Annotated in this window: 26 protein-coding genes; 6 read left to right on the forward strand and 20 right to left on the reverse strand. The window is 64.5% G+C overall.

Translation table 11 applies throughout. The features are described 5' to 3' along the window. Positions 1-101: 101 nt before the first annotated feature. A complete protein-coding gene (locus AC1RQP_RS09205) occupies positions 102-1,097 on the forward strand; it encodes a glycosyltransferase family 2 protein (RefSeq protein WP_492936682.1) in 996 nt (331 codons plus the stop codon). A gap of 75 nt (positions 1,098-1,172) precedes the next feature. Here AC1RQP_RS09205 and AC1RQP_RS09210 read toward each other — a convergent pair whose 3' ends face one another. Continuing rightward, on the reverse strand, positions 1,173-2,552 hold the full coding sequence (locus AC1RQP_RS09210; RefSeq protein WP_492936683.1) for a hypothetical protein: 1,380 nt from the start codon (positions 2,550-2,552) through the stop codon (positions 1,173-1,175). Between the two features lie 317 nt (positions 2,553-2,869). Between AC1RQP_RS09210 and AC1RQP_RS09215 the strand changes: the two genes are divergently transcribed. Together AC1RQP_RS09215 and AC1RQP_RS09220 are read left to right on the forward strand one after the other, a co-directional pair. Further along, a complete protein-coding gene (locus AC1RQP_RS09215) occupies positions 2,870-3,004 on the forward strand; it encodes a hypothetical protein (RefSeq protein ID WP_492936684.1) in 135 nt (44 codons plus the stop codon). 224 nt (positions 3,005-3,228) lie between these two features. Next, a complete protein-coding gene (locus AC1RQP_RS09220) occupies positions 3,229-4,095 on the forward strand; it encodes an alpha/beta fold hydrolase (protein WP_492936685.1) in 867 nt (288 codons plus the stop codon). A gap of 325 nt (positions 4,096-4,420) precedes the next feature. Here AC1RQP_RS09220 and ftsH read toward each other — a convergent pair whose 3' ends face one another. The 17 genes from ftsH to AC1RQP_RS09305 form a co-directional block, all read right to left on the reverse strand. Beyond that, on the reverse strand, positions 4,421-6,343 hold the full coding sequence (gene ftsH / locus AC1RQP_RS09225) for an ATP-dependent zinc metalloprotease FtsH (RefSeq protein ID WP_239627122.1): 1,923 nt from the start codon (positions 6,341-6,343) through the stop codon (positions 4,421-4,423). Between the two features lie 276 nt (positions 6,344-6,619). Beyond that, entirely contained in the window at positions 6,620-7,675 is a 1,056-nt protein-coding gene (gene tilS, locus AC1RQP_RS09230; RefSeq protein ID WP_492936686.1) for a tRNA lysidine(34) synthetase TilS, read from the reverse strand. Positions 7,676-7,756: 81 nt separating this feature from the next. Continuing rightward, the gene (gene ybgF / locus AC1RQP_RS09235) at positions 7,757-8,815 is read right to left on the reverse strand and encodes a tol-pal system protein YbgF (protein WP_239627127.1); all 1,059 of its coding nucleotides are present in this window, start codon (positions 8,813-8,815) and stop codon (positions 7,757-7,759) included. A gap of 188 nt (positions 8,816-9,003) precedes the next feature. Further along, positions 9,004-9,492 carry a peptidoglycan-associated lipoprotein Pal gene (pal, locus tag AC1RQP_RS09240; RefSeq protein ID WP_239627128.1) on the reverse strand — a complete coding sequence of 163 codons (489 nt, stop codon included), beginning with the start codon at positions 9,490-9,492 and terminating at the stop codon, positions 9,004-9,006. A 242-nt stretch (positions 9,493-9,734) separates the two neighbouring features. Further along, entirely contained in the window at positions 9,735-10,496 is a 762-nt protein-coding gene (locus tag AC1RQP_RS09245) for an N-acyl amino acid synthase FeeM domain-containing protein (protein ID WP_492936687.1), read from the reverse strand. Positions 10,497-10,658: 162 nt separating this feature from the next. Further along, entirely contained in the window at positions 10,659-12,989 is a 2,331-nt protein-coding gene (locus AC1RQP_RS09250; protein ID WP_239627132.1) for a putative bifunctional diguanylate cyclase/phosphodiesterase, read from the reverse strand. Positions 12,990-13,248: 259 nt separating this feature from the next. Next, positions 13,249-14,595: a Tol-Pal system beta propeller repeat protein TolB gene (gene tolB, locus AC1RQP_RS09255; protein ID WP_492936688.1), complete on the reverse strand. Its 1,347-nt coding sequence runs from the start codon at positions 14,593-14,595 to the stop codon at positions 13,249-13,251. 30 nt (positions 14,596-14,625) lie between these two features. Beyond that, entirely contained in the window at positions 14,626-15,585 is a 960-nt protein-coding gene (locus AC1RQP_RS09260) for a protein TolA (RefSeq protein WP_492936689.1), read from the reverse strand. A 3-nt stretch (positions 15,586-15,588) separates the two neighbouring features. Continuing rightward, positions 15,589-16,038 carry a protein TolR gene (gene tolR, locus AC1RQP_RS09265; RefSeq protein WP_124159110.1) on the reverse strand — a complete coding sequence of 150 codons (450 nt, stop codon included), beginning with the start codon at positions 16,036-16,038 and terminating at the stop codon, positions 15,589-15,591. Between the two features lie 43 nt (positions 16,039-16,081). Continuing rightward, complete coding sequence (gene tolQ / locus AC1RQP_RS09270; RefSeq protein WP_014492404.1) at positions 16,082-16,798, reverse strand: protein TolQ; 717 nt, start codon at positions 16,796-16,798, stop codon at positions 16,082-16,084. Between the two features lie 434 nt (positions 16,799-17,232). Continuing rightward, entirely contained in the window at positions 17,233-17,760 is a 528-nt protein-coding gene (locus AC1RQP_RS09275) for a flavodoxin family protein (RefSeq protein ID WP_492936690.1), read from the reverse strand. 211 nt (positions 17,761-17,971) lie between these two features. Continuing rightward, positions 17,972-18,736 carry a serine acetyltransferase domain-containing protein gene (locus AC1RQP_RS09280; RefSeq protein WP_492936691.1) on the reverse strand — a complete coding sequence of 255 codons (765 nt, stop codon included), beginning with the start codon at positions 18,734-18,736 and terminating at the stop codon, positions 17,972-17,974. A gap of 234 nt (positions 18,737-18,970) precedes the next feature. Next, on the reverse strand, positions 18,971-19,462 hold the full coding sequence (locus tag AC1RQP_RS09285) for a DUF2852 domain-containing protein (protein ID WP_126258771.1): 492 nt from the start codon (positions 19,460-19,462) through the stop codon (positions 18,971-18,973). A 121-nt stretch (positions 19,463-19,583) separates the two neighbouring features. Continuing rightward, positions 19,584-20,324 (reverse strand): TetR/AcrR family transcriptional regulator, encoded by a 741-nt coding sequence (locus tag AC1RQP_RS09290; protein ID WP_239627141.1) that lies wholly within the window; start codon positions 20,322-20,324, stop codon positions 19,584-19,586. A 127-nt stretch (positions 20,325-20,451) separates the two neighbouring features. Further along, positions 20,452-20,817 carry a YciI family protein gene (locus AC1RQP_RS09295; protein WP_492936692.1) on the reverse strand — a complete coding sequence of 122 codons (366 nt, stop codon included), beginning with the start codon at positions 20,815-20,817 and terminating at the stop codon, positions 20,452-20,454. Positions 20,818-20,864: 47 nt separating this feature from the next. Further along, on the reverse strand, positions 20,865-21,269 hold the full coding sequence (locus AC1RQP_RS09300) for a YciI family protein (RefSeq protein ID WP_492936693.1): 405 nt from the start codon (positions 21,267-21,269) through the stop codon (positions 20,865-20,867). A gap of 158 nt (positions 21,270-21,427) precedes the next feature. Next, a complete protein-coding gene (locus AC1RQP_RS09305; RefSeq protein WP_492936694.1) occupies positions 21,428-21,844 on the reverse strand; it encodes a YciI family protein in 417 nt (138 codons plus the stop codon). Positions 21,845-22,094: 250 nt separating this feature from the next. Here AC1RQP_RS09305 and AC1RQP_RS09310 point away from each other — a divergent pair, with 250 nt between their 5' ends. The 3 genes from AC1RQP_RS09310 to AC1RQP_RS09320 all read left to right on the forward strand — a co-directional run bounded on the left by AC1RQP_RS09310 (position 22,095) and on the right by AC1RQP_RS09320 (position 24,261). Continuing rightward, positions 22,095-22,883 (forward strand): SDR family NAD(P)-dependent oxidoreductase, encoded by a 789-nt coding sequence (locus tag AC1RQP_RS09310; protein ID WP_492936695.1) that lies wholly within the window; start codon positions 22,095-22,097, stop codon positions 22,881-22,883. A gap of 127 nt (positions 22,884-23,010) precedes the next feature. After that, positions 23,011-23,448 carry a hypothetical protein gene (locus AC1RQP_RS09315; RefSeq protein ID WP_131873882.1) on the forward strand — a complete coding sequence of 146 codons (438 nt, stop codon included), beginning with the start codon at positions 23,011-23,013 and terminating at the stop codon, positions 23,446-23,448. Between the two features lie 462 nt (positions 23,449-23,910). Beyond that, positions 23,911-24,261: a hypothetical protein gene (locus AC1RQP_RS09320; protein ID WP_492936696.1), complete on the forward strand. Its 351-nt coding sequence runs from the start codon at positions 23,911-23,913 to the stop codon at positions 24,259-24,261. A 113-nt stretch (positions 24,262-24,374) separates the two neighbouring features. Here the strand turns inward: AC1RQP_RS09320 and AC1RQP_RS09325 are convergent, their stop codons facing one another. Further along, a complete protein-coding gene (locus AC1RQP_RS09325; protein WP_492936697.1) occupies positions 24,375-24,788 on the reverse strand; it encodes a VOC family protein in 414 nt (137 codons plus the stop codon). 30 nt (positions 24,789-24,818) lie between these two features. After that, positions 24,819-25,358 carry an SRPBCC family protein gene (locus tag AC1RQP_RS09330; protein ID WP_492936698.1) on the reverse strand — a complete coding sequence of 180 codons (540 nt, stop codon included), beginning with the start codon at positions 25,356-25,358 and terminating at the stop codon, positions 24,819-24,821. Between the last annotated feature and the right edge of the window lie 23 nt (positions 25,359-25,381).

A 25,381-nucleotide genomic window follows, 5' to 3' on the forward strand; every position in this document is an offset into this window, starting at 1 on the left:
CGTGGGCCCCGGAGCAATAGATCCTTAATAGTTGCGACAAGGCGACCTTAACCACCGGCGCATTAGAGTCCCGCTCCTGAAACACAGTTGGAATCTTTCGCATGGCGGCCAGGCCCAGATCGATCCGCTACAGCCTCGTCATCCCCGTATTCAACGAGGAAGCCGTGCTGCCGGTCCTGCTGCACCGTCTCGAGCTGGTATTGTCGCGGCTCGACGGGCCGGCAGAAGCGATCTTCGTCGACGACGGCAGCCGCGATTCCAGCTCGATCGTGCTACAGGCGCTCGCCACGCGCGATCCGCGCTTTCGCTATATCGGCCTGTCGCGGAATTTCGGTCACCAGGTCGCCATCACCGCCGGTATGGACGCCGCGCAAGGTGACGCGATCATCGTGATGGATGCCGACCTGCAGGATCCGCCCGAAGTGATCGAGCAACTGATCGCGAAATGGCAGGAAGGCAATGACGTCGTCCACGCCCGCCGCCTGTCGCGCGAGGGGGAAAGCCGTTTCAAGCGTGCGACCGCGCATCTGTTCTACCGGCTGCTCGGCAGGATGTCCTCAGTCGGCATTCCCGCCGATGTCGGCGACTTCCGCCTGATCGATCGCAAGGTGCTCGACGCCCTTCGGCAAATGCCGGAGCAGGACCGCTTCGTGCGCGGCATGATCGCCTGGCTCGGCTTCCGGCAGGCCGAGGTCGCCTTCCACCGCCTCGAGCGCGCGGCGGGCGAAACAAAATACCCGCTGTTCAAGATGGTACGGCTCGCGATGAATGCCGCACTTGGCTTTTCCGACCTGCCCTTGCGGCTGGCGATCTGGTGCGGATTGTCGGTCTCCGGACTCGCAATGCTCTACGGCGGCTGGGTGGTTCTGATGTGGCTCAGCAACGACAGCCACCTCGTGACCGGCTGGTCCTCGACGATCGTCCTCGTGTCGCTGCTGTGTGGAATCAACATGCTGATGACGGGCATCGTGGGGCTCTATGTCGGGCGCATCCACGCCGAGGTGAAGCGCCGCCCGCTCTACGTGGTGCAGACGCGAGCCGGCTTCGACCGCAACGAGGCGGCGGCCCCACCCGCGATCCACGCCATCAACGAGTGACTTGACGACGCGTGACCAGGCGACGGGCGGGCGTGTTGTCCGGAGGCCTATATGTCGGATTCGACACCCCTTTGCCTATCTTTGCGGCGTCTCCCGCCGCTTGTGCACGACCGCCACGTCGTCGCTGTAGACACGCTGCCACTCGGGCAGCCGGTCAAGCATCGCGACTGCCGGTGTGTTCGGTGCGAGCAACGTCGCACCGATGCGGTATTCCTCCAGCAAGCTGAGAAAATCTCCGAGGTCGATCAGCGCCAGGGCACGATTGTAGCGGTCGATGAACGGTCCGCCGTACAGTTCGGCGCGACCATCGATGAAGGTCGGTATGCCGGCAAAGATCAAATAGCCGCCGAAGGAATAGTCGTTGAGCACGCGCCCAGTCTTGGCGAGATCGGCTCCAGCGATGGCCGCCTGAGGCGTGATGGTCGGAGCCGGCCTGACGTCATGCGCCAGGGCCACCCCGCTCGCCGCGATCAACACGCCGAGCCCAGCCAGAGTGAGGCCGCGCGACGCGACGGCCGTATCGTCCGCGGCCGCGCCGCCGAATCTCCGCCCCAGAGGGGCTGCCAGATAGAGCGGCGCCAGCATGGCCAACAGATCCGCATTGCGCATCTGCGCCAGCGCGAAATGGAGCAGGCCCAGCACCACAAGGACCCGCACGACCGGCAGCGTCACGCCACGCGAGAGCGCAAAGATTCCAGCCAGCAGCAGCAACTCGAAACCGCCGATATGGCCGAAATCCTGCGGTCGCCATTCCGCGATCCAGGCGAGCGCGGGGCCGAGGCCGAGTGTCGTCAGCGGCATGAGCAGCGGTTCCGGCCCGTGGGGCGTCAGGCAGGAGGCTACGACTGCGAGTGCCGTGAAGGGTAGCCACCGCAGCAGCACGCGCGGCCATTCGCTTCGCTTCTCGCGCAGCAGCGCCTCGAGCCCTGCAGGGCCGATCAACCCGAGAGCCAGCACCCCACTGCCGTGAAGATTGGCCCACAGCACCAGCAGCGGCAGGGCCCAGTAGGGCGGAGGCCCTCCACGATCCATGCAGCGCACCAGGGCGGCCGCCCAAATCACCATGACCGGCAGGACGAGGACGTGCGGCCGCGCCAGCATATGCGGCGCCAACAGGATGACGGCGGCGATCACCATGAGCAGCGTCTGGACCGGCGAAAGCTCACGCAGCAGGAAAAAGGTCAACAAGCCAAAGGCGAGCGCTATCGCCGCCGCGGCCACGACGACGACGCCCGGCCAGCCGGAAATTAGGTACGCGGCCGCGTAGATGACCTCCGAGAGCCATTCGAAGGTGATCCAGGGCGCGCCATGCTTGGAAAACGAAAAGGGATCGCTCGTCGGCAGGGCGCCGTGCGCCATGATCCAGCACCCGAGCTCGACATGAGAATAGGTGTCGGGATCGCCGAGCAACCGCGGCCCGGCGAAGAGCAGCGCAGCATAGACGCTGAGGCCCACCAGCCAAGGGAGCGCTGCACGTGCCGAGAACGGTTGAACCGCGCTGTGGACGACCTGGTCAGACATGGCGGGCCAAACTAGAACGCAAGCGTTAAGTTCTTCTTGAGTGTTCTCGCATTCGCCCCAGGGCGGCTCGCCGGGTCGTCGCTGCTGCTGGCACTGCTACTGCTCCCGCCGGACAGTCTTGCCAGGCCGATCTGCGCGACCGATCGGGGGCTGCGGCGTGCCGCAATCCTCGTATCGCCCGCTACCCTCGGCGGCGTCAGCTTTGCAATCTGGCCGGCATTCGTCGCGGTAACGAGCGCCACGAGATCGCGATGCCCGATCGCAACGTGTCCTTCCAGACCATCTCCGGCATAGTGCCACTCGCCGCGCTGCCGCCCGGGCGCGTGATGGTGCCGATCGACCTTGCCCGCATCGCGCCGGAGGGCCTCGCAGCTCGGCCGCGGTGAAGCTCCGGATTATCAGGAGCCGGTCGAAGCGATGTCGAAATCCGGCTGGACGGTCTGGCGCGTGCGCAGGTGAGAGCGTGCCGCGCGTTCGAATACCCATATCGGCTGGCGTTGTTGCCGGCACGATCGATGGAGTTTTCACTTCTCCGTGCGGACCGTCTCGAGAGCTGACGCGCACGTTCTGCCATGCGGTACTATCGGATTGTCGAAGGGAAAGGTGTGTCATGCTGCTTCGCAATCTCTTCATCGCACTTCTGGTCACGGTCTCGATCACGACGGCGCAGGCGGCGCCGCAATGGCTCAGCCTGCCGCCGACTCCAACCTTGCCCAAGGCGGCGCAGAGCGGCTTCGCACCCGTCAACGGCATCAAGGTCTGGTACGCCGTCTTCGGTCGCGGCCAGCCCGTCCTGTTGCTGCATGGCGGCCTCGCCAACGCCAACTACTGGGGCCACCAGGTCCGCGCGCTGCAGCGGCATTATCAGGTCATCGTCATGGAGAGCCGCGGCCATGGCCGCAGCGGCCGCAACCAGGAGCCATATGGCTACGATCTGATGGCCTCGGACGTGATCGGGCTGCTCGATCATCTCAAGATCAGGCAGGCTGCGATCGTCGGCTGGAGCGACGGCGCGATCATCGGTCTCGACATCGCCATGAAGCATCCGGAGCGGGTGAGCAGGCTGTTCGCCTTCGCGGCGAACTCGGACCCGTCAGGCGTTGCGGATATTGCGTCAAGCGACGTCTTCAATGCCTACATCGCCAGGGCCGGCGAGGAGTACAAGCGCCTTTCGTCGACCCCGACCGAGTACAAGGGCTTTGTCGCGGAGATCACCAAGATGTGGGAGAGCCAGCCGAAGTGGACGGCTTCGGACCTCGCGACCATCAAGGTGCCGACCTGGATCGTGGATGGCGATCACGACGAGGCGATCAAGCGCGAGAACACCGAGTTCATGGCCGCGAGCATTCCGGGCGCCGGCCTCCTGATCCAGCCAGAGGTCAGCCACTTCTCGTTCCTGCAGGATCCGGAGCAGTTCAACGACGACGTGCTGCGCTTCCTCGCGCGTGGCGCCAAATCCGGAGCAGCGGCGAAGTGAGGAGATCACAGGCTGGGCGAAGCGGGCTTGTCCCGTCGTAGCTCGAAGGGCGAAGGCGGAAGCGCGCCCACCATCCCTTGCACGACCGCCGAGAGATGGTGGGCATGGCGCAAGGGCGCCTTTGCCCACCCGACGGCGCTATCGCAAGTCATTGCGGCCACGGCACATCCGGATTGCGAGCGCGGCGAAGCAATCGAGACTGCCACCGCGAAAAGATTCCGGATTGTTTCGCTGCGCTCGCAACGACGGAGTTTGCGGCGACGCCGCAGGCCAAAAAAAACGCGGCGTTTCCGCCGCGTTCTTCAATTCGGTCTGCCGCTTGCAATCAGGCCTGCGGCTGCGGCTCCAGGCCGGGATCCGGATCGGGCCGCGGGCGCGACTTGCCGGCCGGGGGCACCGCGGAGGCGCGCGGAGTGGTCGGCTCGAGCACGGATTCGCGGTTCGGCTTCTTGCCCTTGAGCAGGTCGACGATCTCGTCGCCGCTCAGCGTCTCGAACTCCAGCAGTCCTTTGGCGAGGGCCTCGAGGTCGGCACGCTTCTCGGTGAGGATACGCGTGGCTTCCTGATAGCCCTCCTCGACCAGACGCCTGATCTCGGAATCGATCTTCTGGACGGTCGCTTCGGACGCGTTCTGCGTGCGCGACACCGACATGCCCAGGAAGACCTCGTCCTGGTTCTCGCCATAGGAGACGGTGCCGAGCTCTTCCGACAGGCCCCAGCGCGTCACCATCATCCGAGCCAGGCGCGTGGCCTGCTCGATGTCGGAAGCGGCACCCGAGGTCACCTTCTCGCGACCGAAGATCAGCTCTTCGGCGACACGGCCGCCCATCATGATGGCAAGGCGCGAGGTCATCTGCTCCAGGGACATCGACAGCTTGTCGCGCTCCGGGAGCTGCATGACCATGCCCAGCGCACGGCCGCGCGGAATGATGGTCGCCTTGTGGATCGGATCGGTCGCGGGCACGTTGAGGCCGACGATGGCGTGGCCGCCCTCGTGATAGGCCGTCAGCAGCTTCTCTTCCTCGGTCATGACGAGCGACTTGCGCTCGGCGCCCATCATCACCTTGTCCTTGGCCTCCTCGAACTCGGCCTGGGTCACCATCCGCTTGTTGCGGCGGGCGGCGGTGAGCGCAGCCTCGTTGACGAGGTTCATCAGGTCGGCGCCGGAAAAGCCCGGCGTGCCGCGCGCGATGGTCTTGAGGTTGATATCCGGCGCCAGCGGCACCTTGCGAACGTGAACCTTGAGGATCTGCTCGCGGCCGACGACGTCCGGATTGGGCACCACGACCTGGCGGTCGAAGCGGCCCGGACGCAGCAGCGCGGGATCGAGCACATCAGGGCGGTTGGTCGCGGCGATCAGGATCACGCCCTCGTTCGCCTCGAAGCCGTCCATCTCGACCAGCAGCTGGTTCAGCGTCTGCTCGCGCTCGTCATTGCCACCACCGAGGCCGGCGCCACGGTGACGACCGACGGCATCGATTTCGTCGATGAAGATGATGCAAGGCGCGTTCTTCTTGGCCTGCTCGAACATGTCGCGGACGCGGCTCGCGCCGACGCCGACGAACATTTCGACGAAGTCCGAACCGGAAATGGTGAAGAACGGCACGTTGGCTTCGCCGGCCACCGCACGCGCGATCAGGGTCTTACCGGTGCCGGGAGGGCCGACCAGCAGCACGCCGCGCGGAATGCGACCGCCGAGGCGCTGGAATTTGCCGGGGTCGCGCAGGAACTCGACGATCTCCTGCAGGTCCTGCTTGGCTTCGTCCACGCCGGCGACGTCCTCGAAGGTGACGCGGCCATGCGCTTCGGTCAGCATCTTGGCGCGCGACTTGCCGAAGCCCATCGCCTTGCCGGCGCCGCCCTGCATCTGCCGCGACAGGAAGATCCACACGCCGATCAGCGCGATGAAGGGCAGCCAGGAGACCAGCAGCGAGACGAACCAGGGCACGTTGTCGCCCGGCGGCTTCGCGGTGATCTGCACCTTGCTGTCGTAGAGACGCTTCACCAGCGTCGGATCGTTCGGCGCGTAGGTCTGGAAGCTCGAGCCGTTGGTGAAGGTGCCGTGGATATCAGGCCCCTGGATCACGACGTCGCGCACATTGCCGCGGTCAACTTCGCTCAGGAGCTGGGAGAAGGCGATGTCCTGCGAGGAGGCCCGCTGACCCGGATTCTGAAACAGCGTGAACAACGCCAACAGCAGCAAGACAATGATGACCCAGAGGGCGAAATTGCGCAGATTGGCGTTCATTGATCTTCCTTCGTGGTCGCGCGGATCGCAACCCTGATCCTTGGGCAGTGGCTTTGGTCAATGCGAGGAAATCCCAAGGAATCCTCTCGGTTAGACGGATACAATTTAGGTGCCGCCCCGGTCGCTGCCAAGGGAACGAGATGGGACTATTTATCCCATCTTAGCGCGATTCCCGCGGAAATAATGGCGCCCGATCGGGGGTTTTCCGGCCTGGTTAAGGTGGCCTGACGGCGCCGATGCGAAACGGCAGGTGCCATGATCCGCCCTTATTCGTGCTCATCTCCCGGTGCGCCGCCGGGCCGGTGCCGGCGCAATGTGGATACGCCCGCCGGCAAGGCTGATCAAGGCTCCCGCGAGGGTCTGCTTCAGGACCGGCCGGCGGCTGGCGCGGGCGCGGAGACTTGCGGCCACGGCCTCGTCCAGAGCGGACATCAGGGTTTCGACCTTGCCGAGTTCCGCCGGCCCTTCATGTCCGAGCGCGTTGATGGCGCGCAGCAGGAGCCGCAGCCGGACCTCCTCCGGCAGGGCGGCAAAGTCCGAGGCCTCGAAGCTTCGGACCCCCGCCTGCGGCGCAACGCCGCGATCCCGCAAACGGAGGAAGCGCTCGGCGCCGTCGGCCAGCACCTCGACCGCCGCATTGGCCCGCGCCAGCCTTGCCGCGAGCCGCGCCAGGTTGCGGGCATCGCCGCCCTCCGCTGCGAGAAGCGGCAGCAGCGCGCGCAGCCGCGGCCGGGTGAAGGCGGTGTCCCGGTTGGTGGGATCCTCGGCAAAGCCGACCTTCGCCCGCCTCAAGGTCGCGATCAGCTGCGACTTCGGAACATCGAGCAGCGGACGCGCCAGCACGATTCCGTCGCGCTCGCTGAGGGGAGCCATGGCCGACAGCCCGGCAAGTCCGCTGCCGCGGAAGAGGCGCATCAACAAGGTCTCGGCCTGGTCGTCGCGGGTGTGGGCCGTCAGCACATGGCTCGCGCCCGCGGCACGCGCGGCGTCGGCGAGCAGACGGTAACGGGCCTCGCGCGCTGCCGCGGGCACCCCCGCCTTCGGCTTTGTGCCGCGCCAGCGCAGTGTCCGGTGCGGCAGCCCGAGCCCGGCTGCGAGCCGCTTGACCTCGCGCGCCTCGCGCGGCGCCTCTCGCCGCAGGCCGTGATCGATCGTGACGACGGTGAGAAGCGGACCGCGCGCGAGGCTGCGCCGCCAGCGCGCCGCAAGCCACATCAGCGCGACCGAGTCGGGCCCGCCCGAGACCGCGAGCACCAGCGCCGGCGCAGCTCTCAGGCCGGCGAAGAGCCGCTTCGCCTCGCGCGCCGAGATCGGAGAATCGTCGTCTGACATGACCCGGCCCAGCATCATCAGCGGATGATCGCGATGTTTAGCGCAGCAGCACCCGCATTGTCAGGACAGAAACGCCGGGCCTCAGCACTTCACCCGCTTCTGCTCGCGATCGACCGCCGCTTTGACGCCGGCGGAGGCGCGCGGATATTTGCGGCCGACCTCGCCGAAGGCGGCGCAGGCGGCCTCCTTCTCCTTCAGCGCGGCGAGCGACTGGCCGAGCCGCAGCAGCGCATCCGGCGCCTTGGCCGATTTCTCGTATTTGGTGGTGACGGCGAGGAAGGCTTCCGCGGAGTCGCGATATTGCTGGCGCTGGAAGTAGCTCTCGCCGAGCCAGTATTGCGCGTCCCCGACCAGCGGGTCGCTCGGGAATTTCTGCGCAAAATTCTTCATGGTCTGCTCGGCAAGCGCATAGTCCTTGCGCTGCATGTAGCCGATGCCGAGGTCGAACTCGTCGCGCGGCGTCGCCGAGGGCGGCAGGGTGGTCAGGCCAGCGCCGCCGGCCGGTGCGGGATAGCCGGATTGGGCCGGCGGATAGCCGGGCTGTGCGGCTGGCGGCACGCCTTGCTGGTAGCGGGGGCTGGTGTTGGCGAGATCGAGCGGCTCGCCCGGGTTGCGGCCACCGGCGCCGGCTCCCGCCGGCAACGGCTGCGGCCCGCCGCCGAGCGCGCGCGGCGCGCCCGGCGCGTTCGGGTTCTGGTTCGGATCGAACGCATCGCCGCGGCGGCGCGTGCCGGGTGCGCCGGGCGCCGGCTGCTCCTGAATGATCGGCGCAGGGGCGGCGATCTGCGGCTGCTCGTAATTCGGCTGCGCGGCCGGCTGCTGCTGGCGATAGCCCGGCGTGACCTGGGTTGGTGCGATTTGGGCGGGCGGCATCGCCGCAACGTTCGGTGCTTGACCGGGCGCGGCTTGCGCACCGCCTTCGAGAGCCCGCAGCCGCTCCTCGAGCTGGCGATTGCGATATTGCAGCTCTTCGTTCTGGCCGGTGAGCTGGCGCAGCTGGTTCTCCAGCCGCTCGATCCGCATCTCGGGGTCGGCATCGTCCGACTGCGCGAAGACCGGTTGCGCAAGTGCGGGCGAGCACAAGGAGAGCAGCGCGGCGGTCGCCACGGTGCCGGTAAAGACCTTAATTCTGGATGACATCTTGCCCTGACGACAAAAGCGAAATGGCCTGCGACGGAACATTCGACGCGCCTCACATTGAAGTGGAGTACGCCAAAAATGTGACTGCTACAAAGCGGTTTCTGTCACAGAATGCTGAAACGAAACCGGCGCCCGAGAGGGCGCCGGCATAGTCCATTTCCGAAGCTGAACGGCAGCTGACTGGAGCGTCAGGAGCTCGCGTTCAAGACGGTGACGGCGCGCCGGTTCTGCGACCAGCAGGAGATGTCGTTACAGACGGCGACCGGCCGTTCCTTGCCGTAGGAGATCGTGCGCATCCGGTTCGGATCGATGCCGCGCGAGGAGAGGAACGAGCGCACCGACTGGGCGCGGCGGGCGCCGAGCGCGATGTTGTATTCGCGGGTGCCGCGCTCGTCGGCATGACCTTCGATGGTGAAGCTGTAGCGCGGATAGGTCTGGAGCCACTGCGCCTGCTTCTCCAGGGTCACGATCGCCTGCGGGGTCAGATCGGTCTGGTCGCTTTCGAAGAACACGCGGTCACCCACGTTGACGACGAAATCCTGCTGGCTGCCGGGCGTCGCCGCATTGGCCATCGCATCCGTCGCGGCATTCTTGTTGGCGCAGGCGCCCATCGACAGCGCGACGGCGAGCACCGCGGCCAGCTTCAATCCCTGGAGGATACGCATAGGATGTTTCATTCCGGAGCCTCCACGCTCACGTTAGTCCACTGCTGTCCGGTCTACAGGGGGTTGGTTAAGCGAACGTTCCGTCAACCTTGACGGAACCTTGCCTCAGCCGCTCAAATGCCCCCAGTCAGCGAAAAGCAACCGTCATGGTTAATGAGTTGTAAATGTGGCGCCAGGGTGAAGGCAAGCCGCGCCGGCCGGCAAAAGCGCCGGCTTCTGCAGGAATTTTGAGCTGAATCGAGAGGGGGACCGCCCTAGTAGGCCGAACCGACTGCCGGCGTCGCCACATCCCGGCTCCGCGGCGTGGTCACCAGCGCCGGCCGCGTTGCAGCCTGGCGCGGGGTGCTGCGTGTAAACAGCATGCGCCGCTCAAACGCGCTGGAGCGCATGATCGGGAAACGCGTCAGGATCTTTTCCCGGACCTTGGGATAATCCGAGGCCATCAGCACGGCCTTCTGCGTCGGCCAGCCCGGAAATGAACGCGGCTCGGTGAGAGTCTCGGACAGGAACACGCGGCGGTAGAACGCCTGATGATCGGTCCGCACCATCGAGAGCCCGACATCGGCATTGAAATGCTCGCAGGCAACGAAGGGAAGCCGGACCGTCAGATAAGGCAGTTCGGGGAACCGCTGTTGCATTTCGGGATCGGCAACGAATCGACACGGATCGACAAAGACCTCGCCCCGGTCCAGCCGAGGATGCAGGACGTCGCCGAACACCTCCGTGGTGTAGGACATCCGGCATTCGGACGTCAGAACGTGGATTCGAACGGAACTGCAGAGGTCGTCGTCGACGTAGACGCCGAAATTCCAGACGTTGGGCGCGTCGTCGAAACGGTCCGTCACCCGCTGCGACTCCGACGGCGGGATCAGTCCGGCCTGCAGATAGGCGCGGTAGCGCATCAAGTACAGGTTGTCCTTGTCCTCGGGAGTTTCGATGAGTCGGTAATCGATGCGGTCAAACAACGCGGCGCCGCGTGGAAGGTGCGCCGCGCTCGATTCGGCTCCGGACTTCATCTGCTACCTCTAAACACCAAGCAACTTCCGCGAGTAGTAGCAGATTAATGGTTCCTTAACGAAATTGCAAAGCATTAGAATTGTTAGGGTTAACCTTTTAGGGCCCGCAATATTACGGAGCTGGCCGGGAGCCGGTTGCAATGAAGGAGCTGCGACGAAAGATCAGGCCGATCGCGACGATGCGATGGCGAGCTGGTCGTCAGGCATACGACGGCCATGCGAGGCATTGAGCAATTGGCGGACGCGCACCGCCGGAACGGGCCGGCTGAACAGGTACCCCTGCCCTTCGGTCACGGTGCCGTCGGCGCTGATCAGCTCGAGCTGTTCGTTGGTCTCGATACCTTCGACCACGACGGCCATGCCGAGGTCAGCGGACAGCCGCGCGACGCCGCGCAGCAGCGTCAGCGGCCGGTCGGTATCGATGCCTTCGAGGAAGGAGCGGTCGATCTTCACTTTCTGCATCGGGAAATTGTGCAGGTAGCTGAGGCTGGAATAGCCGGTGCCGAAATCATCAAGCGAGATACGCACGCCGAGCGCACGCAGTTGCGACAGGATGTCGTGGGTGAGCTGGGTGTTGCGCAGCAGCGAGGACTCGGTGATCTCGATTTCCAGTCGATGCGCCGGCAGGCCCGACACTTCGAGCGCGTAGCGGATTTCGCTCAGGACGTCGCGCTGATGGAATTGCTGCGGCGAAAAATTGACGGCAACGCTGACGCCGTCCGGCCACTTCATGCATTCCATGCAGGCGCGGCGCAGGATCCAGCGCCCGAGATCGACGATCAGGCCCATGTCCTCGGCGACCGGGATGATGTCGACCGGCGAGACCGTGCCGCGCACCGGATGATTCCAGCGCAGCAACGCCTCGCAGGTGGTGATCTTGCCGGACTTCAGATTGACCAATGGCTGGTAGAACAGCTCGAACTCCTCGTTGGAGAGCGCCTTGCGCAGGTCGAGCTCGAGGATGCGACGGGCCTCGACGGTCGCCGCCATCTCGTCGCGGAAGAAGCAGAAGGTGCCGCGGCCGTCGGCCTTGGCTCGGTACAATGCCATGTCGGCATTCTTGAGCAGCGTATCGGCGCTGATCTCGCCCGGGGAGGTCAGCGCGATGCCGACGCTGGCGCCGATCTCGACCAGATGATTTTCGATGCGGTAGCGCTCGCTCAGCCGTTCGACGATACGGCGGGCAAGCGCCGCGGCGTCCTCCGGCGAAGAGATGTTCTGCTGGAAGACGACGAACTCGTCGCCGCCGAAGCGGGCGACGAAATCCTCCGGGCGCAGCATCTCGCGCAGGCGATTGGCGACCGCACACAGAAGCTGATCGCCGCAGGGATGACCCAGCGTATCGTTGACTTGCTTGAACTGGTCAAGATCGACGAAGAGCAGAGCCGACAGACGCTCCGCATGGCGCGCGACTGCGAGCAAACGCTCGATCTCGTCCCGAAAATTGACACGGTTCGGCAGCGCCGTGAGATCGTCGTAGCGGGCCAGATGGCTGATCCTGGCCTCGGCGTTGCGGCGCTCCGTGATGTCCTCGAGCAGCAAAACCGCACCGCCATCAGCCATCGGCTGGACGGTCCATGACAGCGAACGATTCCTGTGCGGATCGGGGTCGGCGGTGATGATTTCGTTCGCCTGCGCGGTTTCGATGTCGGAGATGATCGCCTCGCCGCTGGCCGCCGAAATCGATCCCGCTTCGACGCATGCGGCGATGATGTCGCGCACAGTCGTGCTGGTCTGGGTGAGATTGTCGGGCAGATTCATCATCGCGCCAAAGCGGTGGTTCATCACCGCGAGCTGGCCGTCGATGCGAAACATGCAGAGCCCGTGCGGCATGTTGTTGAGGGCCGTGTCGAACTGGCCGGCGAGCGCGGCCTCGCGCTCGCGCGCGACAACGGCGCGCAAGAATATCCTGTGCAGGTTGCCGGAGAGCCGCATGACCGAGAAGAGGAACGCGGCGCACACGACAGACATCGCCATGTAGTAAGGTGTGGCGTGCAGCGCCAGCGCGATCACGGCCGGGCCGAATATCAAGGTGGCTTGCAGACGAAATATCCACTGCCGTCCGTAAGCTCTCCCCGCTCCTCCCGCCACGATTCCGGTGGTGACCGAGAGGGCAATCATGTGAGCGATGGCGTCCTCATTGCTCAGCAGGGTCGTGGAACACCATAGACCGATGGCGGCGGCCTGGATGAGCGCTCCGATCTGGTAGCGCTGCTGCCAACGCGCCGCTTGTTCTGCGCTCAGAACCGATTTTGTGGCCTGGTACCGGCTCAAATCGAAGGCGCGTATGGCTCCCGCAAGAATGAGCAGCGGGACAAATAGCCAAAGCAGCGTCTGTCCCGTCTTGAGCGCCGTCAAGGAGGCCGAGAACGCCGAGAACACTATGCCGGTAAGCACCGTGCCGGGCGCCTCGAACAGCGAATCGGTCAGCGCCGCCGAAATCGTCGGCGAGGCCTGTTCCTCCTGCTCTCCGCTCTGGCTAGCGAACTGCATGTTGGTGTGTACGCGCGTCCTGGTTGGGCGCGTAGTTCTAACCCAGCTGAGATGAAGCCTTTCTGAGGGAACATCGTTAAAGTCGAGTTGTTTTTCGGCAATAGCGAACCAATTTTCGCTTAGATATCAAGCAGCTAGGCAAGCCTTGCCGGGCACAAGGTGAAGGAAGTCTTGCCTTGCGCCCCGAACTCGAAAAAATCGGCGCTTTTTTTCGAAAACATCGCTCGTCTGAACACGCGATGTTTTAGCCCCACTCCCGTCAGCCCGCCGTCGAGGACAGCAGCGGCGACCATGCGGGGTCCGAGGCAAAGCCCGGTGTCGGCACCTTGAGCTCGTTGCGACCGGAGATGTCGACGCTGTACAGCGAGGGCCCGCCATTGCCGCCGGGATCGCGGAAGAACATCAGCACGCGGCCGTTCGGGGAGAAGGTCGGGCCCTCGTTGTGGAAGCCGGAGGTCAGCAGCCGCTCGCCGGAGCCGTCGGGCTTCATGACGCCGATCGAGAACTGCCCGCCGCCTTGCCGGGTGAAGGCAATGTAATCGCCCTTCGGCGACCACACCGGGGTCGAATAGCTGGCGTTGGTGTCGTCCTTGGAGAAGGAGATGCGCTGCGCCTGTCCGCCGCCCGCCGCCATCACGTAGATCTGCGACCGGCCGCCGCGATCGGACTCGAAGCAGATGCGGGTGCCGTCCGGCGAGTAGGACGGAGAGGTGTCGATCGCTGGCGTGTCGGTGAGGCGCGTGGTCGAGCGCGAGCGCAGGTCCATCACGAACAGGTTGGAATTGCCGCCCTGCTGCAGGCTCATGATGACGCGCTGGCCGTCCGGCGAGAAGCGCGGGGCGAAGGTCATGCCGGGGAAGTTGCCGACGATCTCGCGCTGGCCGGTCTCGATGTTGAAGAGATAGACCTTCGGATCGCCCTGGCCGAACTCCATATAGGTGATCTCTTGCGAGTTCGGCGAGAAGCGCGGCGTCAGCACGAGGTCGGAGCCGCGGGTCAGATAGCGCACATTGGCGCCGTCCTGGTCCATCATCGCGAGCCGCTTGACGCGGCGCTCCTTCGGGCCGCTTTCGTCCACGAACACCACGCGGCTGTCGAAATAGCCCTTCTCGCCGGTCATCTGCTCGTAGATCTGGTCGGAGATGATGTGGGCGATGCGGCGCCAATATTCCGGCGAGGTGAAATATTGCTGGCCGGCGAGCTGCTGACCGGAGACCACGTCCCACAGGCGGAATTCGGCCTTCAGCCGGCCATCGGGCTGGCGCGTCATGCGGCCGGTGACGAGGGCCTGCGCGTTGAGGGTCTTCCAGTTCTGGAATTGCGGCGCGACGTCGATGTTGCTGATGCGCTCGATGAAGGCGGCCTGGTCGATCGGCGCGAACAGACCCGAACGCTTCAGGTTGTTGGTGATGACCTGCGTGACCCCGTTGCCGACCTCGCCGTCGGCGGGTGAACCGGGCACGAAATTAGTGATCGCGATCGAAATGGGTTGGAATCCGCCGGGACTGACTTGAAGTCGCCCCTGCGCAGTTGCGGCGCGTCCAGCCAGCAGGGTGACTGTCGATCCCGCGGCCGCGATGAACCCACGTCGCGTCAGAAATGGCATCCTATTCACCTGAGTCAATTTATGTCTCATCTACCGCTGATCTTTCATATCGAAAGTCAGCGCAATCGTCTTCCAAGTGTCGTACTGGGACTTGGGCAAGAATGCGTAGGCCTGACACTGTTGGATAGCACGCTTGGCACTCTCGGCCATCGCATTTGCAATCGTCCGAGACGGTCCTCGTACCGAGACAATCACAGGCGCTGAAGCGAGCGTGCCATCAGGACGCATTTGTATGTCTATGTCGGCTGCAAACTGATCCCTGTCCTGAGCGTCGTAAGGGAAATTGAAGCAGTGCTTGACAGCCGCAATGAAAGCTCCCTGCCAGGTTGCGACGTTGTTGGCTGCCGTCCCGGTAGTCGATCCCAGCGCGGCCGACGCGTTCAGCGCCGAGCCCGTCAGCTCATGCCGGGTCGCGGCACGCTTGTCGAGGTCGCGCTGGATCTGCGCGGGGTCGAAGGTGCGCTCCTTGGGTTTCGGTTGCTGCTGCGGCTGCACGGCCGCGACCTTCTGCTCCACGGGCTTCGGCGGCGGCTTCTTGGTGTCCAGCTTCTTCTGGAGATCGGCGATCGGATCTTCCTTGGCCGGATCAGGCTTCTTTTCCTGCGGCTTCGGCTCTTCCTTCGGCTTCGCCTCCGCCACGGGCTTCGGCGGCTCGGGCTTCTTCTCGACCGGCTTCTCGACGGGTTTCGGCGGCGGCTCGGGCGTCGAGTTGGTCTTGATCAGCTCTTTCTTCTCGGTGACCTTGCCGACGGCATCCTCTTCAGGCTTCGCTTCCGCGATCTTCTCGACCTTGGGCTTCGGCTCTTCCTTCTTGCCGGTCTTCTGCCCCGCCATCATCTTTGCGAGCTGATCGGAGGAGATGATGTCGACCGGAAGCGACTCCTCCGGCGCCACATAGGCCCTGCTGCTAAAGGTGACGAGGCCCCATCCAAGCACGAGGACATGGAGGGCAATCGACGCAACGAGTGTCTTGTCGATGTTCACCTTCACGGCTTACCCCTGATCCGCTTCGGTGACGAGGGCCAGCTTCTTGAATCCGGCGCCGGACAGCAGGCCCATGACCTTGGCCACCGTCCCGTAATCCGCCTTCTTGTCGGCGCGCAGGTAGATGCGTTCCTCGAGCCCGCCCCGCGCATCCGTGATCGCCTTGAGCTTCGGCACCAGCTCGTTCAGCGCGATCTCGGCATCATTGATGAACACCTTGCCCTTGATGTCGACCGACATCTGGATCGGCTTCTGGTCGTTGTTTTCGAGGCTCTTGGCCTGGGTCTGGGGCAGGTCGAGCGGCACGCCGACCGTCAGCATCGGCGCCGAGACCATGAAGATGATGAGCAGCACCAGCATCACGTCGACCATCGGCGTGACGTTGATTTCGGCCACAACGGGCTTGCGCCGGCCGCGGCGTCCGCCGCCTCCGGATGAACTTGCGACGTTCATGCCCATGGTCTGGTGCCCAAATTGCCCTTCACACTATACATGCCGTCCGTCAGCCCCGCTCGTCGATCTGACGCGAGAGAATGGCTGAAAATTCATCAGCGAAGCCCTCCAGCCGCTGGGCCTGCCGGTTCACCTCGGAGGTGAACTTATTGTAGAAAATAGTGGCAGGAATGGCGGCGATGAGGCCGACGGCGGTCGCAAACAGCGCTTCCGCGATACCGGGGGCGACAACCGCCAGAGAGGTATTTTTCGACGCCGCGATCGACTGGAAGCTCGACATGATGCCCCAGACCGTGCCGAACAGGCCGACGAAGGGGCCGGCGGAGCCGACGGTCGCCAGCACCAGCAGGCGCCGTTCCAGGCGCTCGACCTCGCGCGCGATCGAGACGTTCATCACCTTGTCGATGCGCATCTGCAGGCCGGCGACCGAGCGGGCGTGGCTTTCGAAAGAACGCTTCCACTCGCGCATCGCCGCCACGAAGCAGGCTGCCATGGAGTGCGTCGGCTTGGCTGACAGCGTGCGATAGAGCTCCTCGATCGACTCCCCGGACCAGAACGCCTGCTCGAACCGGTCCATCGAGCGCCGGGTGCGCGCGTAAAGAAAGATCTTGTCGATGGCGATCGCCCAGACCCAGACCGAGCAGGCCAGAAGTCCCAGCATTACCGCTTTCACGATCCAGTGAGCCTGCCAAAACAGCGCAATCAGCGACACGTCGGCGGAGGCGGCAACCGGAAGGGCTGACTGAGCCACGTCGGCCGGATTCATAAGCAGTATCCTCTCAAGGCGATCGTTACCTGATGTCCTGGCCAACGAAATGGCCGGTTCCCCAACAGCCGCGCTAGAATCGGCGCGGCCGGCAAGCCCGCTCAAAGCCTTGTCTTTCTGGGGTGCAGGGCTCGTCCAAGCCGGCCGCCTGCATTCCCCGCCAAGATGTCAAAACTATGGGCCTCGACACGGCTTTGGGCGCGACTGTCCGCAATTACCAGAGCCCGGCGTTGGTTAATGCGCGGTTACCGGCGGCGAATTTGGCTGCCGGAAAGGCTGGCGGGCCAGGGATTTGGCCCCGTGGAGCCCGGGGGCGGCGGCATCTGGCCTGGAAATCGAGGGCCAAGCCGTGTCCGGGAACCGGGGTTCGAGCTCGGCTAGAGGACCGCTTCCTGAGGCAAAGAGATCTTCCCGACCGCTGGACGAGCAATCCTTCAAGCGGCGTTCGTCGCTGCACTGCTGCGCCCGTTCGCAATTGCCTGCTGTATCGCCTCGACGAACGTGGCGAGCCGCGCTGCGTGGTTCGTCGATGCCACCTCGCGCGCAGTGAGGGAAAGACAATCAAGGGGCTGCTTGCCGACGAGCTCCCGCATCTGGCCGAAGACCTGATCGCTGCCGGCCCCGCCAAGCGTGCAGAAGAATGCCACCGCAGGGAGTTTCGACCTGTTTGCGAGCAAGTAGGCACGGACGGGCGAAGACAGCGACCAAGCCCAGACCGGGGTTCCGATCACGACGAGATCGTAGAGAGATGGATCCCTGACGGTGGCGGCGATGCGCGATGGGATCTGCCGTCGCGCTTCCATGGCCGAGCGCAGATAACCGAATATCCCATTGCGGCTACCAGCCTCGGTGATTTCTTCACTGTCACAGGACAGCGCAGCCGCCAGGGATTGAGCAACTTTGCGCGTCGTGCCGGTCCGGGAATAATAGACCACGAGTATCCTTGCGTTCGCCATCGTCATGCTCCTCGCCTCTGCCCGACGAACTACATCGCGTTCGCGATGCGCGTGGCTTGATTCACGTCAACAGGCGCCGAGAACGCGTCGACGATGCGGATCGCATCACGCGGTGTGCCGGAGGAACCAGCCCGTACCCACAGAATTGTCCCGAAAATCACTTTCGGCGGAAAATCGCTTCACACTTTTCCGGATCATGCTTTGAGCGGGAGGCGCGTCAGGCGGCCGAGGCGGACTCGGGGCAGTTCGTCAGCCGGGCAGGATTGCCGATTGCCGTGCAGCCGGCAGGCACGTCGCCCGTCACGACAGTACCGGCGCCGATTTTTGCAAGATGGCCGATGCTGATGTCGCCGAGAATGCTCGCGCCCGCGCCGATGTAGACACCGCGGCCGATGCGCGGCGAGCGCGCCGGCAGTTCGCTGCTGCGGCCGATGCTGACGTTCTGGAGGATGGTGACGTCGTCGCCGATGACGACGTTGGCGCCGATCACGATGCCGGTGGCGTGGTCCAGATAGACGGCGGATCCGATGCTGGCAGCCGGATGAATGCTGACCTGGAGCAGGTTCGACGCCTCGTTCTGAAACAGCAGCGCCGCGTCGCGACGGTCATGACGCCAGAGCCAGTTCGAGACGCGCCAGGCTTGCAGCGCGATGTAACCCTTGTAGTGCAGCAGTGGTGGCAGCAGGTCGGTGACAGCGGGGTCGCGGCGCGCGATGGCCGCGAGGTCCCGGCTGGCAGCTTCAATCAGGTCCGGCTCGTCGTGGAAGGCGTCGCGGGAAAAGGATGTGAAGCGCGCGCGTTCGGCGCTGCTGCCAAGCCGCCGCCCGATCAGATCGGCCAGAGCCGCGGCGAAATCGTCATGGGTGAGGATGGCGCCGGCCAGAGCCTTGCCGAATAAGGGATCGGCAGCTGCCGCACGCTGGGCCTCGCGGCGGATCGCCTGCCAGAGGTCGTCGCTCGCGTTCATCGCAGCTTCCGGCATTGTCGCCTCCGATCCGCGTGCATCTGTGACGGCGAATATAGGCGGTCCGGATCAAGGCGCCAGTTGCGTCCAAGGGATGCGCGTCCTCTCTGGCGCGGCTATCCGGCCTCTCGCGCTAGCGCGAACGCGCCGAAGCCAAACCGCCCGCCTGCGGTTGCGCAGGCGGGCGGCTCGGGGCCATCAGGACTTTGGGGGCATGCGCCTGAAGGCTTTGAGAGGCGTCAGGCTTGGATGTCAGCCCTGCTGCTGGTCAGTCGGCGGCGGGGTCGGACGCGTCTTGTGCTGCGCCATGAACTGGTCGAACTCTTCCTTGTCCTTGGCGTGACGCAGACGGTCGAGGAAGTTCCTGAACTCGACCTGCTCTTCCTCGAGCCGGCGCAGCGTTTCAGAGCGGTACTCGTCGAAGGCACGGTTGCCGGAGGACGGCGGGCCGAAGCCAAAGCCGAAGCCACTGCGCTCCATGCGGCCGCGCATGCGGTCCATCTTGTACTGCATCCGCTCCATCTTGTTCTGCCAGCGATCCTGGCTGCTCCAGCACGACATTCTTCTGCTCCCGAGTGTGAAAAAGAGAAGGGCAAGTCCGATCGGCCACCAGATGATGAAGCCGAGGATGGTCACGGCAATCCAGCCGGGATGCCAGGGCGTATCCAGCATGCGGGGACGCTCGTACTGTTGGTATTGGTCCGAAGGGCCGCGCCATCGATTGACATCAGCGGTGTAGGCCATTTCCCATCTCCATCACGGCACCTGCGCCGTTGTGAATGTAAATAACATTTACATAGCTAAACCATCCCGCGATTTTGTCAAGCCGAGCGCCTGCCAGGCCCGCGGAATTATTTGTGCAACTTTATTTCGGCTTGCCCCAGGGTCCGCCCGGCGGCACGCCCGAACCGGAGGAAGCCTCCGGCGGCACCGGCGGCGGCTCGGCCCCCTTCGTGGCCGGACGGCGTTCGATCGGGAAGCCGAGCCCGCGCAGATAGATCAGCACCTCGGCCTCTAACAGTTCGTCCGGCGACATCGGCAATTTGCGACGCGCGGCATCGCCGCGGGAGAACAGCGAAGCGACGCCGTGCGACATCGACCAGATGTGCAGCGCCATCATCATCGCCGGCGGACGGGGCGCGCCGGGCGGCGTCAGCGCCGCAAGACGCTCGGCGGCGGCACGGATGACGCCGAATGCGCGTTCGCCCGCTGCCATCAACGCAGGATTTGCATCGACCGGCAGGCCCGATTCGAACATCGCGTTGTAGAAGGCCGGCTCCTCGCGGGCGAAGGCGAGATAGGCCCTGCCGACGCGCTCGAACGCCGTGACCGTGTCCGGGCGCCCGTCGTCCCAGGCCGCGGTCAGGCGCGCCTCGAACTGCTCGAAGCCGCGCTGAGCGATCGAGGACAAGAGTTCGTCGCGGTCGCGGAAATGCCGATAGGGCGCCGCGGCGCTGACGCCGGCCATGCGCGCGGCATCGGCGAAGGTGAAGCCGGCCGCGCCCTTCTCGGCGATGAGTCCGAGAGCGGCCTGCAACAAGGCTTCCTTCAGATTGCCGTGGTGATAGCCGCGCTCGGCGCGGCGCTGCTCCTTGCGCCAGCTCATGTGAACGACCTTTACATGAGCCGGGCGCGAAGGTCACTAGCGGCGATCAGGCAGGATTAACCCGTACTTCCACGGCCATGCCGGGCCGGTGCGTCGGCATCGAGCCCGGAACGGGCTCGCACCGAAGCTACATCTGCGGAATGGGCAGAATGGGCATCACTTCGATCGCCTCGCCCGGAAAGATCGCAAAATGCGGATGGTTCTCGAACAGTCTGGCAGCTTCCTCCTGCGAGGCGGCGCGCACCACCGTGAAGCCGGTCAGCGCATTGCTGACCTCGGTGATTCCGCTCGCGTCGATCCTGCGGGTCTTGCCGAGCGGGCCGCCGATCTCGACGATGACGGCCTTGTGCTTCTCGACCCAGCCGTGCCAGGCAGCCATGCCCTCCTGCTCCTTCGCCTTCCGTTCGGCCTCCGGCAGAGCGCGCCAGGCCGCCATCTTGGTACCCGTCGTGCTGCCGAGATAGACGGCGAGGAATTTGTGTTCGGCGCTCATGGATATCTCCTTTGGTTGGTTGATCGGAAAACGGTCGCGGCTGTCGTCTACTTCTTCAGATCGCCAAACCCGGCCACGACCTCCTGCACTTCAGGCGAATAGTCCGCCGCCTCCTGCACCTGCCGAATCTCGATGATTTCGTTGGCCGAGGCCGGGCACTTCTTCGCCCAGGCGATCGCTTCCTCGCGCGAGGCGACCTCGATCATCCAGTAACCGCCCAGCACTTCCTTGGCTTCAGTGAAGGGGCCGTCGGTGACCATGGGCTTGCCGGTCGCAAACGAGACGCGCGCACCCATCGATGGCGGATGCAGGCCGTCGAGCGTGATCAGCACGCCGGCGTCCTTCAGCGCCTCGTTGTAGCGCATCATCGCCGCGACACGTTCGGGATCGAGTTGAACGTCCGGCGGTGCCGCCTCGTAGCCGAGCGGGATCATCAGCATCATGAATCGCATGGGATTTCCTCGTCACTCGCTGTCACTCCGGGGCGCGACAGGGTCACGAGCCCGGAATCCGTTGATCCACCATTGCCGCCACCCATTGGCTTCCCTGTTGCGCAATTGCGCATCGGGGCTCGCGCTCTGCGCGCCCCGGAATGACGGCGTCGGCGGAGCTACTTCCTCGTCGCATACGCGCGCGTGCGCTCTTCCTGCTCGCGCAGCTCGGGGGTGAAGGCTTCGCCGAAATCCTCGGCCGAAAACACCTGCCGGATCTCGATCTCCGAGCCTGGCTCGAACGGCGCACGCTTCATCCAGTCGATGGCCTCGTCCAGCGAGGCAGTCTTGATCAGCCAGAAGCCGGCGATCAGGTCGGGCGAAAGACTGAACGGGCCGCGCGTGACGCCCGCCCCGGAGGCCGAATATCTGACCCGGGCGCCCTTCACCGTCGGATGCAGGCCCTCGCCGGCTTCGATGACGCCGGCCTTGGCCATTTCCTCGTTGAACTTGCCCATCGCGGCCAGCATCTCCGTGGTCGGCATCTTGCCGGCCTCAGTATCCTGGCTTGCCTTGACGATCACCATGAAACGCATCGACCTGCTCCGTGATATGTCCTGCGGGCGGAAACAGCCGGCCCACGTTCCCCTCTAGGACGAGCGACCTTCAGCCGAGCCGACAGCGGGGGCAGGAATTATTTAAAGGCGCCAGCGCGACTGCGGCAGGCGCATTCGGAACCGAAGCGGGCTCGATAGGCGCGGCGCAGGGGCCTTTCATGCCGGAACCAAAGCGAAGTAAAAGGGGCCGGCGCTCGCGCGCCCCTCCCGACACAGGACAGATCAGCCAATGCCGCAAGCCCTGCACAAAGTCGCCCTCGTCACAGGAGCCGCACGCGGCATCGGGCTTGCGACCGCGAAGAAATTCTTGGCCGAGGGCTGGCGCGTGGCGCTGCTCGACATCGAGGGCGAATTGCTCGGCCGCGCGGTCGCCGAAATCGGCCAGAGCGAGGCGACGCTGGCACTGACCTGCGACGTTTCGGATGCGGCCGCGGTCAGCGCTGCAATGACGACGATCGAGCGGCGGTTCGACCGGTTGGATGCCCTCGTCAACAATGCCGGCATCGCGGTGTTCGCGCCGCTGATGGAGACGTCGGACGCCGACTGGCGCCGCGTGCTCGAGGTCAACCTCACCGGACCGTTCCTCTGCACCAAGGCGGCGGTACCCTTGATGCGCGACGGCAATGGCGGCGCCATCGTCAACATCACCTCGATCTCGGCGGTGCGCGCCTCGACGCTGCGCTCGGCCTACGGCACCAGCAAGGCGGGCCTTGCGCACCTCACCAAGCAGCTCGCGGTCGAGCTCGCCTCCCTCAATATCCGTGTCAACGCGGTCGCGCCGGGACCGGTCGACACCGCGATGGCGAAGCAGGTTCACACCAAGGAGATCCGCGCCGACTATCACGACGCCATTCCGCTCAACCGCTACGGCCTGGAAGAGGAGCTCGCGGAAGCGATCTATTTCCTGTGCTCGGCGAGCGCGAGCTACATCACCGGACAAATTTTGGCCGTTGATGGCGGCTTCGATGCGGCGGGTATTGGCCTGCCAACACTGCGCGGCCAGCGGCGCAACGGGTAGGCACGGAGATTGGAGGGTGGGCAAAGGGCGTGCGAGCGCCTCACCTACCACCTCTCTGGATTTGCGGTACCATCGGTGGGCACGTACGCTTTGCCCGCCTTGGGATGTCGAGATTTCGGAGAATGCCATGCGACGCATCGCCTTCCTCAAAGCCCTGATGCTTGCATCCGCGCTGCTCGGCGTCACGCCCGCGGCGGCCGAGATCCGCATCATCCAGTCGCCGGGTGGACAGGTCGGGCCGTTCCTCGATCTGTTTGAGAAAGTGCGTGAGAGCGGCGAGCGCGTCGTGATCGACGGCCCCTGCCTGTCCGCCTGCACGCTGGTGCTGAGCATCGTGCCGGGCGAGCGCATCTGCGTCACCAAGCGCGCAGTGCTGGGCTTCCACGCCGCGCGCTCCGTGGACCGGCGCGGGCGCTTCTATGCCGAGCCGGAAGCATCGGTCGCGGTGCTTGCCGCCTATCCCGGCCCAGTGCGCGACTGGATCAGCCGCCGTGGCGGCCTGAGCTCACGGCTGCTGCTGTTGAAGGGGCGCGATCTCGCCGCGATCTATCCGCGATGTCGGTGACAAAGTCGTCGCTCATAGTCTCGCGATCACTCGCGACCGACTGACGTCCATCGTCGGAAGCCGCGGCACGATTTCGTTCAGAGAGCTCGCGATCTAGAATAAAGTCTGGACCACCGGCGCGAGCTTCATGCTCACGCAAATGACCATTCCCCAAAGAGCAAAGTTGATTTGTAGCGCCGCCGCCATCGGTCGCTCCCTTCCAAGTCGCCCCGCCCTAGTTTGTAGATTTTATGAAGCAAAGTTAGCGATTCTGTTGTGCAGATCACAGCCCAATATTGCGCCAATTGTTGTGCGGTGCAGTCGGTTTCACGAAGTGGCCTCACTCTGCGCGCAAGGTGATATGAAATTCCGATTCGTATTCGGCCATGCCGGCTGGTCCGTTTGCTTTGAGTTCCATTACACCGACGTGATGCGAAGTGTTTCACGCGGATTGCGCGTCGCATACGCAGCAAAGGCCCCGGCATGATTCGATACAGCTTCTTCTTGCTCAGTTTTTGCACAGCGCTGATTGCTTGCGCAGGCGCTCCAGCACAGGAACGTCGCCCCATCGCGTGGGATGGTCTTGGCAAGGATCCGAACCGTCCTCATGTGGCAAAGCGGCGCGTGGCAAATCCCGCGCCCGCAGCGCCGGATCCCAATCAGGAGCGGGAACGCGTGCTCGGCACCTTGCAGCCATATTCCCAGGCGTGGTGGACGGTCCATGACGAAATACAGGCGGAGAACGACAGGCGGCTCGGCAGCAAGCTCCTGATCTGCCCTCGCTGCGTGGAGCCGTCGCCGCCGAGCGAGAACGCCACCGGATCAATCCGGTGAGAGAACAAACGGCCGATCGGTGCGTGACGTAAGGAATTCATGCGTGTCCCCTCTCCCGCAGCATTGGAGAGAGGGGATCGCAACTCAACGGATCGTGGGCGCGGTCGCGCCCGTCACATCCCCTCCGCCGGGCAGTTCACCATCCAGGGAATGCCGAACTTGTCGATGCACATGCCAAAGCCCTTGGCCCAGAACGTCTTGCTGAAGGGCATGGTGACCGAGCCGCCGTCGGCGAGCGCGTTGAACTTGCGCTCGCCGTCTGCGGGATCCTTGACTGTGAGCGAGATCGAAAAGCCCTGCGGCTTGTGAAAATGCTCGGCCGGCGCGTCGGAGGCCATCAGCACGCTGCCGTCGGGCAGCGACATCCGTGCATGCATGATCATCTTCTCACGCCCGGGAGCGGCCGGGACGTCCGGCGGCGCGTCCGATGACCGCATCATTGCATCGATCTTGCCGCCGAGAACCTTGGCGTAATAGTTGAACGCCGCTTCGCAAGTATCCTGATAGAACAGATAGGGATTGAGCATCGTTTCTCTCCTCTTCGCTTGCAGTGAGGTTTATTGCTTCTCGGTGAGCTTCTTCAGGCCGGCGAGACCTGCCTCGAAATCCTTGCCGATCATGCTGTCCATGTTGACGAACACCTGCATGACCTTGGACAGGAACGAGGCCGGACCGTACATCGCCCACGTGACCAGAGTGGCATCGCCTTGCGGCACAAAGGTGAATTCGGCGGTGTTGTGCCCTTCGAACGGCCGCTCGAAATCGAGCTTGATGCGGAGCCTGGAGGGCCCGTTCGCCTCCAGGATCTCCATGCGGCCCGCACCGACATTGTTGTTGCCGTCCCAGGCATAGGTCGCCCCCTTTCCCGCCGCGGTTCCGCCGAACGTCCGCTTCATGGCGGGATCGCGGGTCTCATAGGGCGACCAACCGGTCCAGCGATGAAAATCGGCGACCAGCGGATAGATCGCATCGGCCGGGGCCTTTACGGCAAGCGACCGCTCGACGCGGAAGGTGTCGGGCTTGGTAAGAGCAAAGATGAGGATGCCCGCAAGCCCGGCGGCGAGCAGAACGGCAATGACGGCAATGGCTTTCAGCATGAGGGGCTCCGTGGATACGGGCA

Source organism: Bradyrhizobium sp. GW821-FHT13H06 (assembly GCF_058803975.1).

Coding starts and splice junctions, on each gene's coding strand:
- ftsH (WP_239627122.1), bottom strand. CDS start 6,343: ATGAACGCCAATCTGCGCAATTTCGCCCTCTGGGTCATCATTGTCTTG.
- AC1RQP_RS09320 (WP_492936696.1), top strand. CDS start 23,911: ATGATTCGATACAGCTTCTTCTTGCTCAGTTTTTGCACAGCGCTGATT.
- AC1RQP_RS09290 (WP_239627141.1), bottom strand. CDS start 20,324: ATGAGCTGGCGCAAGGAGCAGCGCCGCGCCGAGCGCGGCTATCACCAC.
- pal (WP_239627128.1), bottom strand. CDS start 9,492: ATGAAACATCCTATGCGTATCCTCCAGGGATTGAAGCTGGCCGCGGTG.
- AC1RQP_RS09205 (WP_492936682.1), top strand. CDS start 102: ATGGCGGCCAGGCCCAGATCGATCCGCTACAGCCTCGTCATCCCCGTA.
- AC1RQP_RS09325 (WP_492936697.1), bottom strand. CDS start 24,788: ATGCTCAATCCCTATCTGTTCTATCAGGATACTTGCGAAGCGGCGTTC.
- AC1RQP_RS09215 (WP_492936684.1), top strand. CDS start 2,870: ATGCCCGATCGCAACGTGTCCTTCCAGACCATCTCCGGCATAGTGCCA.
- AC1RQP_RS09220 (WP_492936685.1), top strand. CDS start 3,229: ATGCTGCTTCGCAATCTCTTCATCGCACTTCTGGTCACGGTCTCGATC.
- AC1RQP_RS09310 (WP_492936695.1), top strand. CDS start 22,095: ATGCCGCAAGCCCTGCACAAAGTCGCCCTCGTCACAGGAGCCGCACGC.
- ybgF (WP_239627127.1), bottom strand. CDS start 8,815: ATGTCATCCAGAATTAAGGTCTTTACCGGCACCGTGGCGACCGCCGCG.
- AC1RQP_RS09295 (WP_492936692.1), bottom strand. CDS start 20,817: ATGAGCGCCGAACACAAATTCCTCGCCGTCTATCTCGGCAGCACGACG.
- AC1RQP_RS09275 (WP_492936690.1), bottom strand. CDS start 17,760: ATGACGATGGCGAACGCAAGGATACTCGTGGTCTATTATTCCCGGACC.
- AC1RQP_RS09315 (WP_131873882.1), top strand. CDS start 23,011: ATGCGACGCATCGCCTTCCTCAAAGCCCTGATGCTTGCATCCGCGCTG.
- tolB (WP_492936688.1), bottom strand. CDS start 14,595: ATGCCATTTCTGACGCGACGTGGGTTCATCGCGGCCGCGGGATCGACA.
- AC1RQP_RS09330 (WP_492936698.1), bottom strand. CDS start 25,358: ATGCTGAAAGCCATTGCCGTCATTGCCGTTCTGCTCGCCGCCGGGCTT.
- AC1RQP_RS09305 (WP_492936694.1), bottom strand. CDS start 21,844: ATGCGTTTCATGGTGATCGTCAAGGCAAGCCAGGATACTGAGGCCGGC.
- tilS (WP_492936686.1), bottom strand. CDS start 7,675: ATGTCAGACGACGATTCTCCGATCTCGGCGCGCGAGGCGAAGCGGCTC.
- AC1RQP_RS09245 (WP_492936687.1), bottom strand. CDS start 10,496: ATGAAGTCCGGAGCCGAATCGAGCGCGGCGCACCTTCCACGCGGCGCC.
- AC1RQP_RS09280 (WP_492936691.1), bottom strand. CDS start 18,736: ATGCCGGAAGCTGCGATGAACGCGAGCGACGACCTCTGGCAGGCGATC.
- AC1RQP_RS09250 (WP_239627132.1), bottom strand. CDS start 12,989: ATGCAGTTCGCTAGCCAGAGCGGAGAGCAGGAGGAACAGGCCTCGCCG.
- AC1RQP_RS09285 (WP_126258771.1), bottom strand. CDS start 19,462: ATGGCCTACACCGCTGATGTCAATCGATGGCGCGGCCCTTCGGACCAA.
- AC1RQP_RS09300 (WP_492936693.1), bottom strand. CDS start 21,269: ATGCGATTCATGATGCTGATGATCCCGCTCGGCTACGAGGCGGCACCG.
- tolQ (WP_014492404.1), bottom strand. CDS start 16,798: ATGAATCCGGCCGACGTGGCTCAGTCAGCCCTTCCGGTTGCCGCCTCC.
- tolR (WP_124159110.1), bottom strand. CDS start 16,038: ATGGGCATGAACGTCGCAAGTTCATCCGGAGGCGGCGGACGCCGCGGC.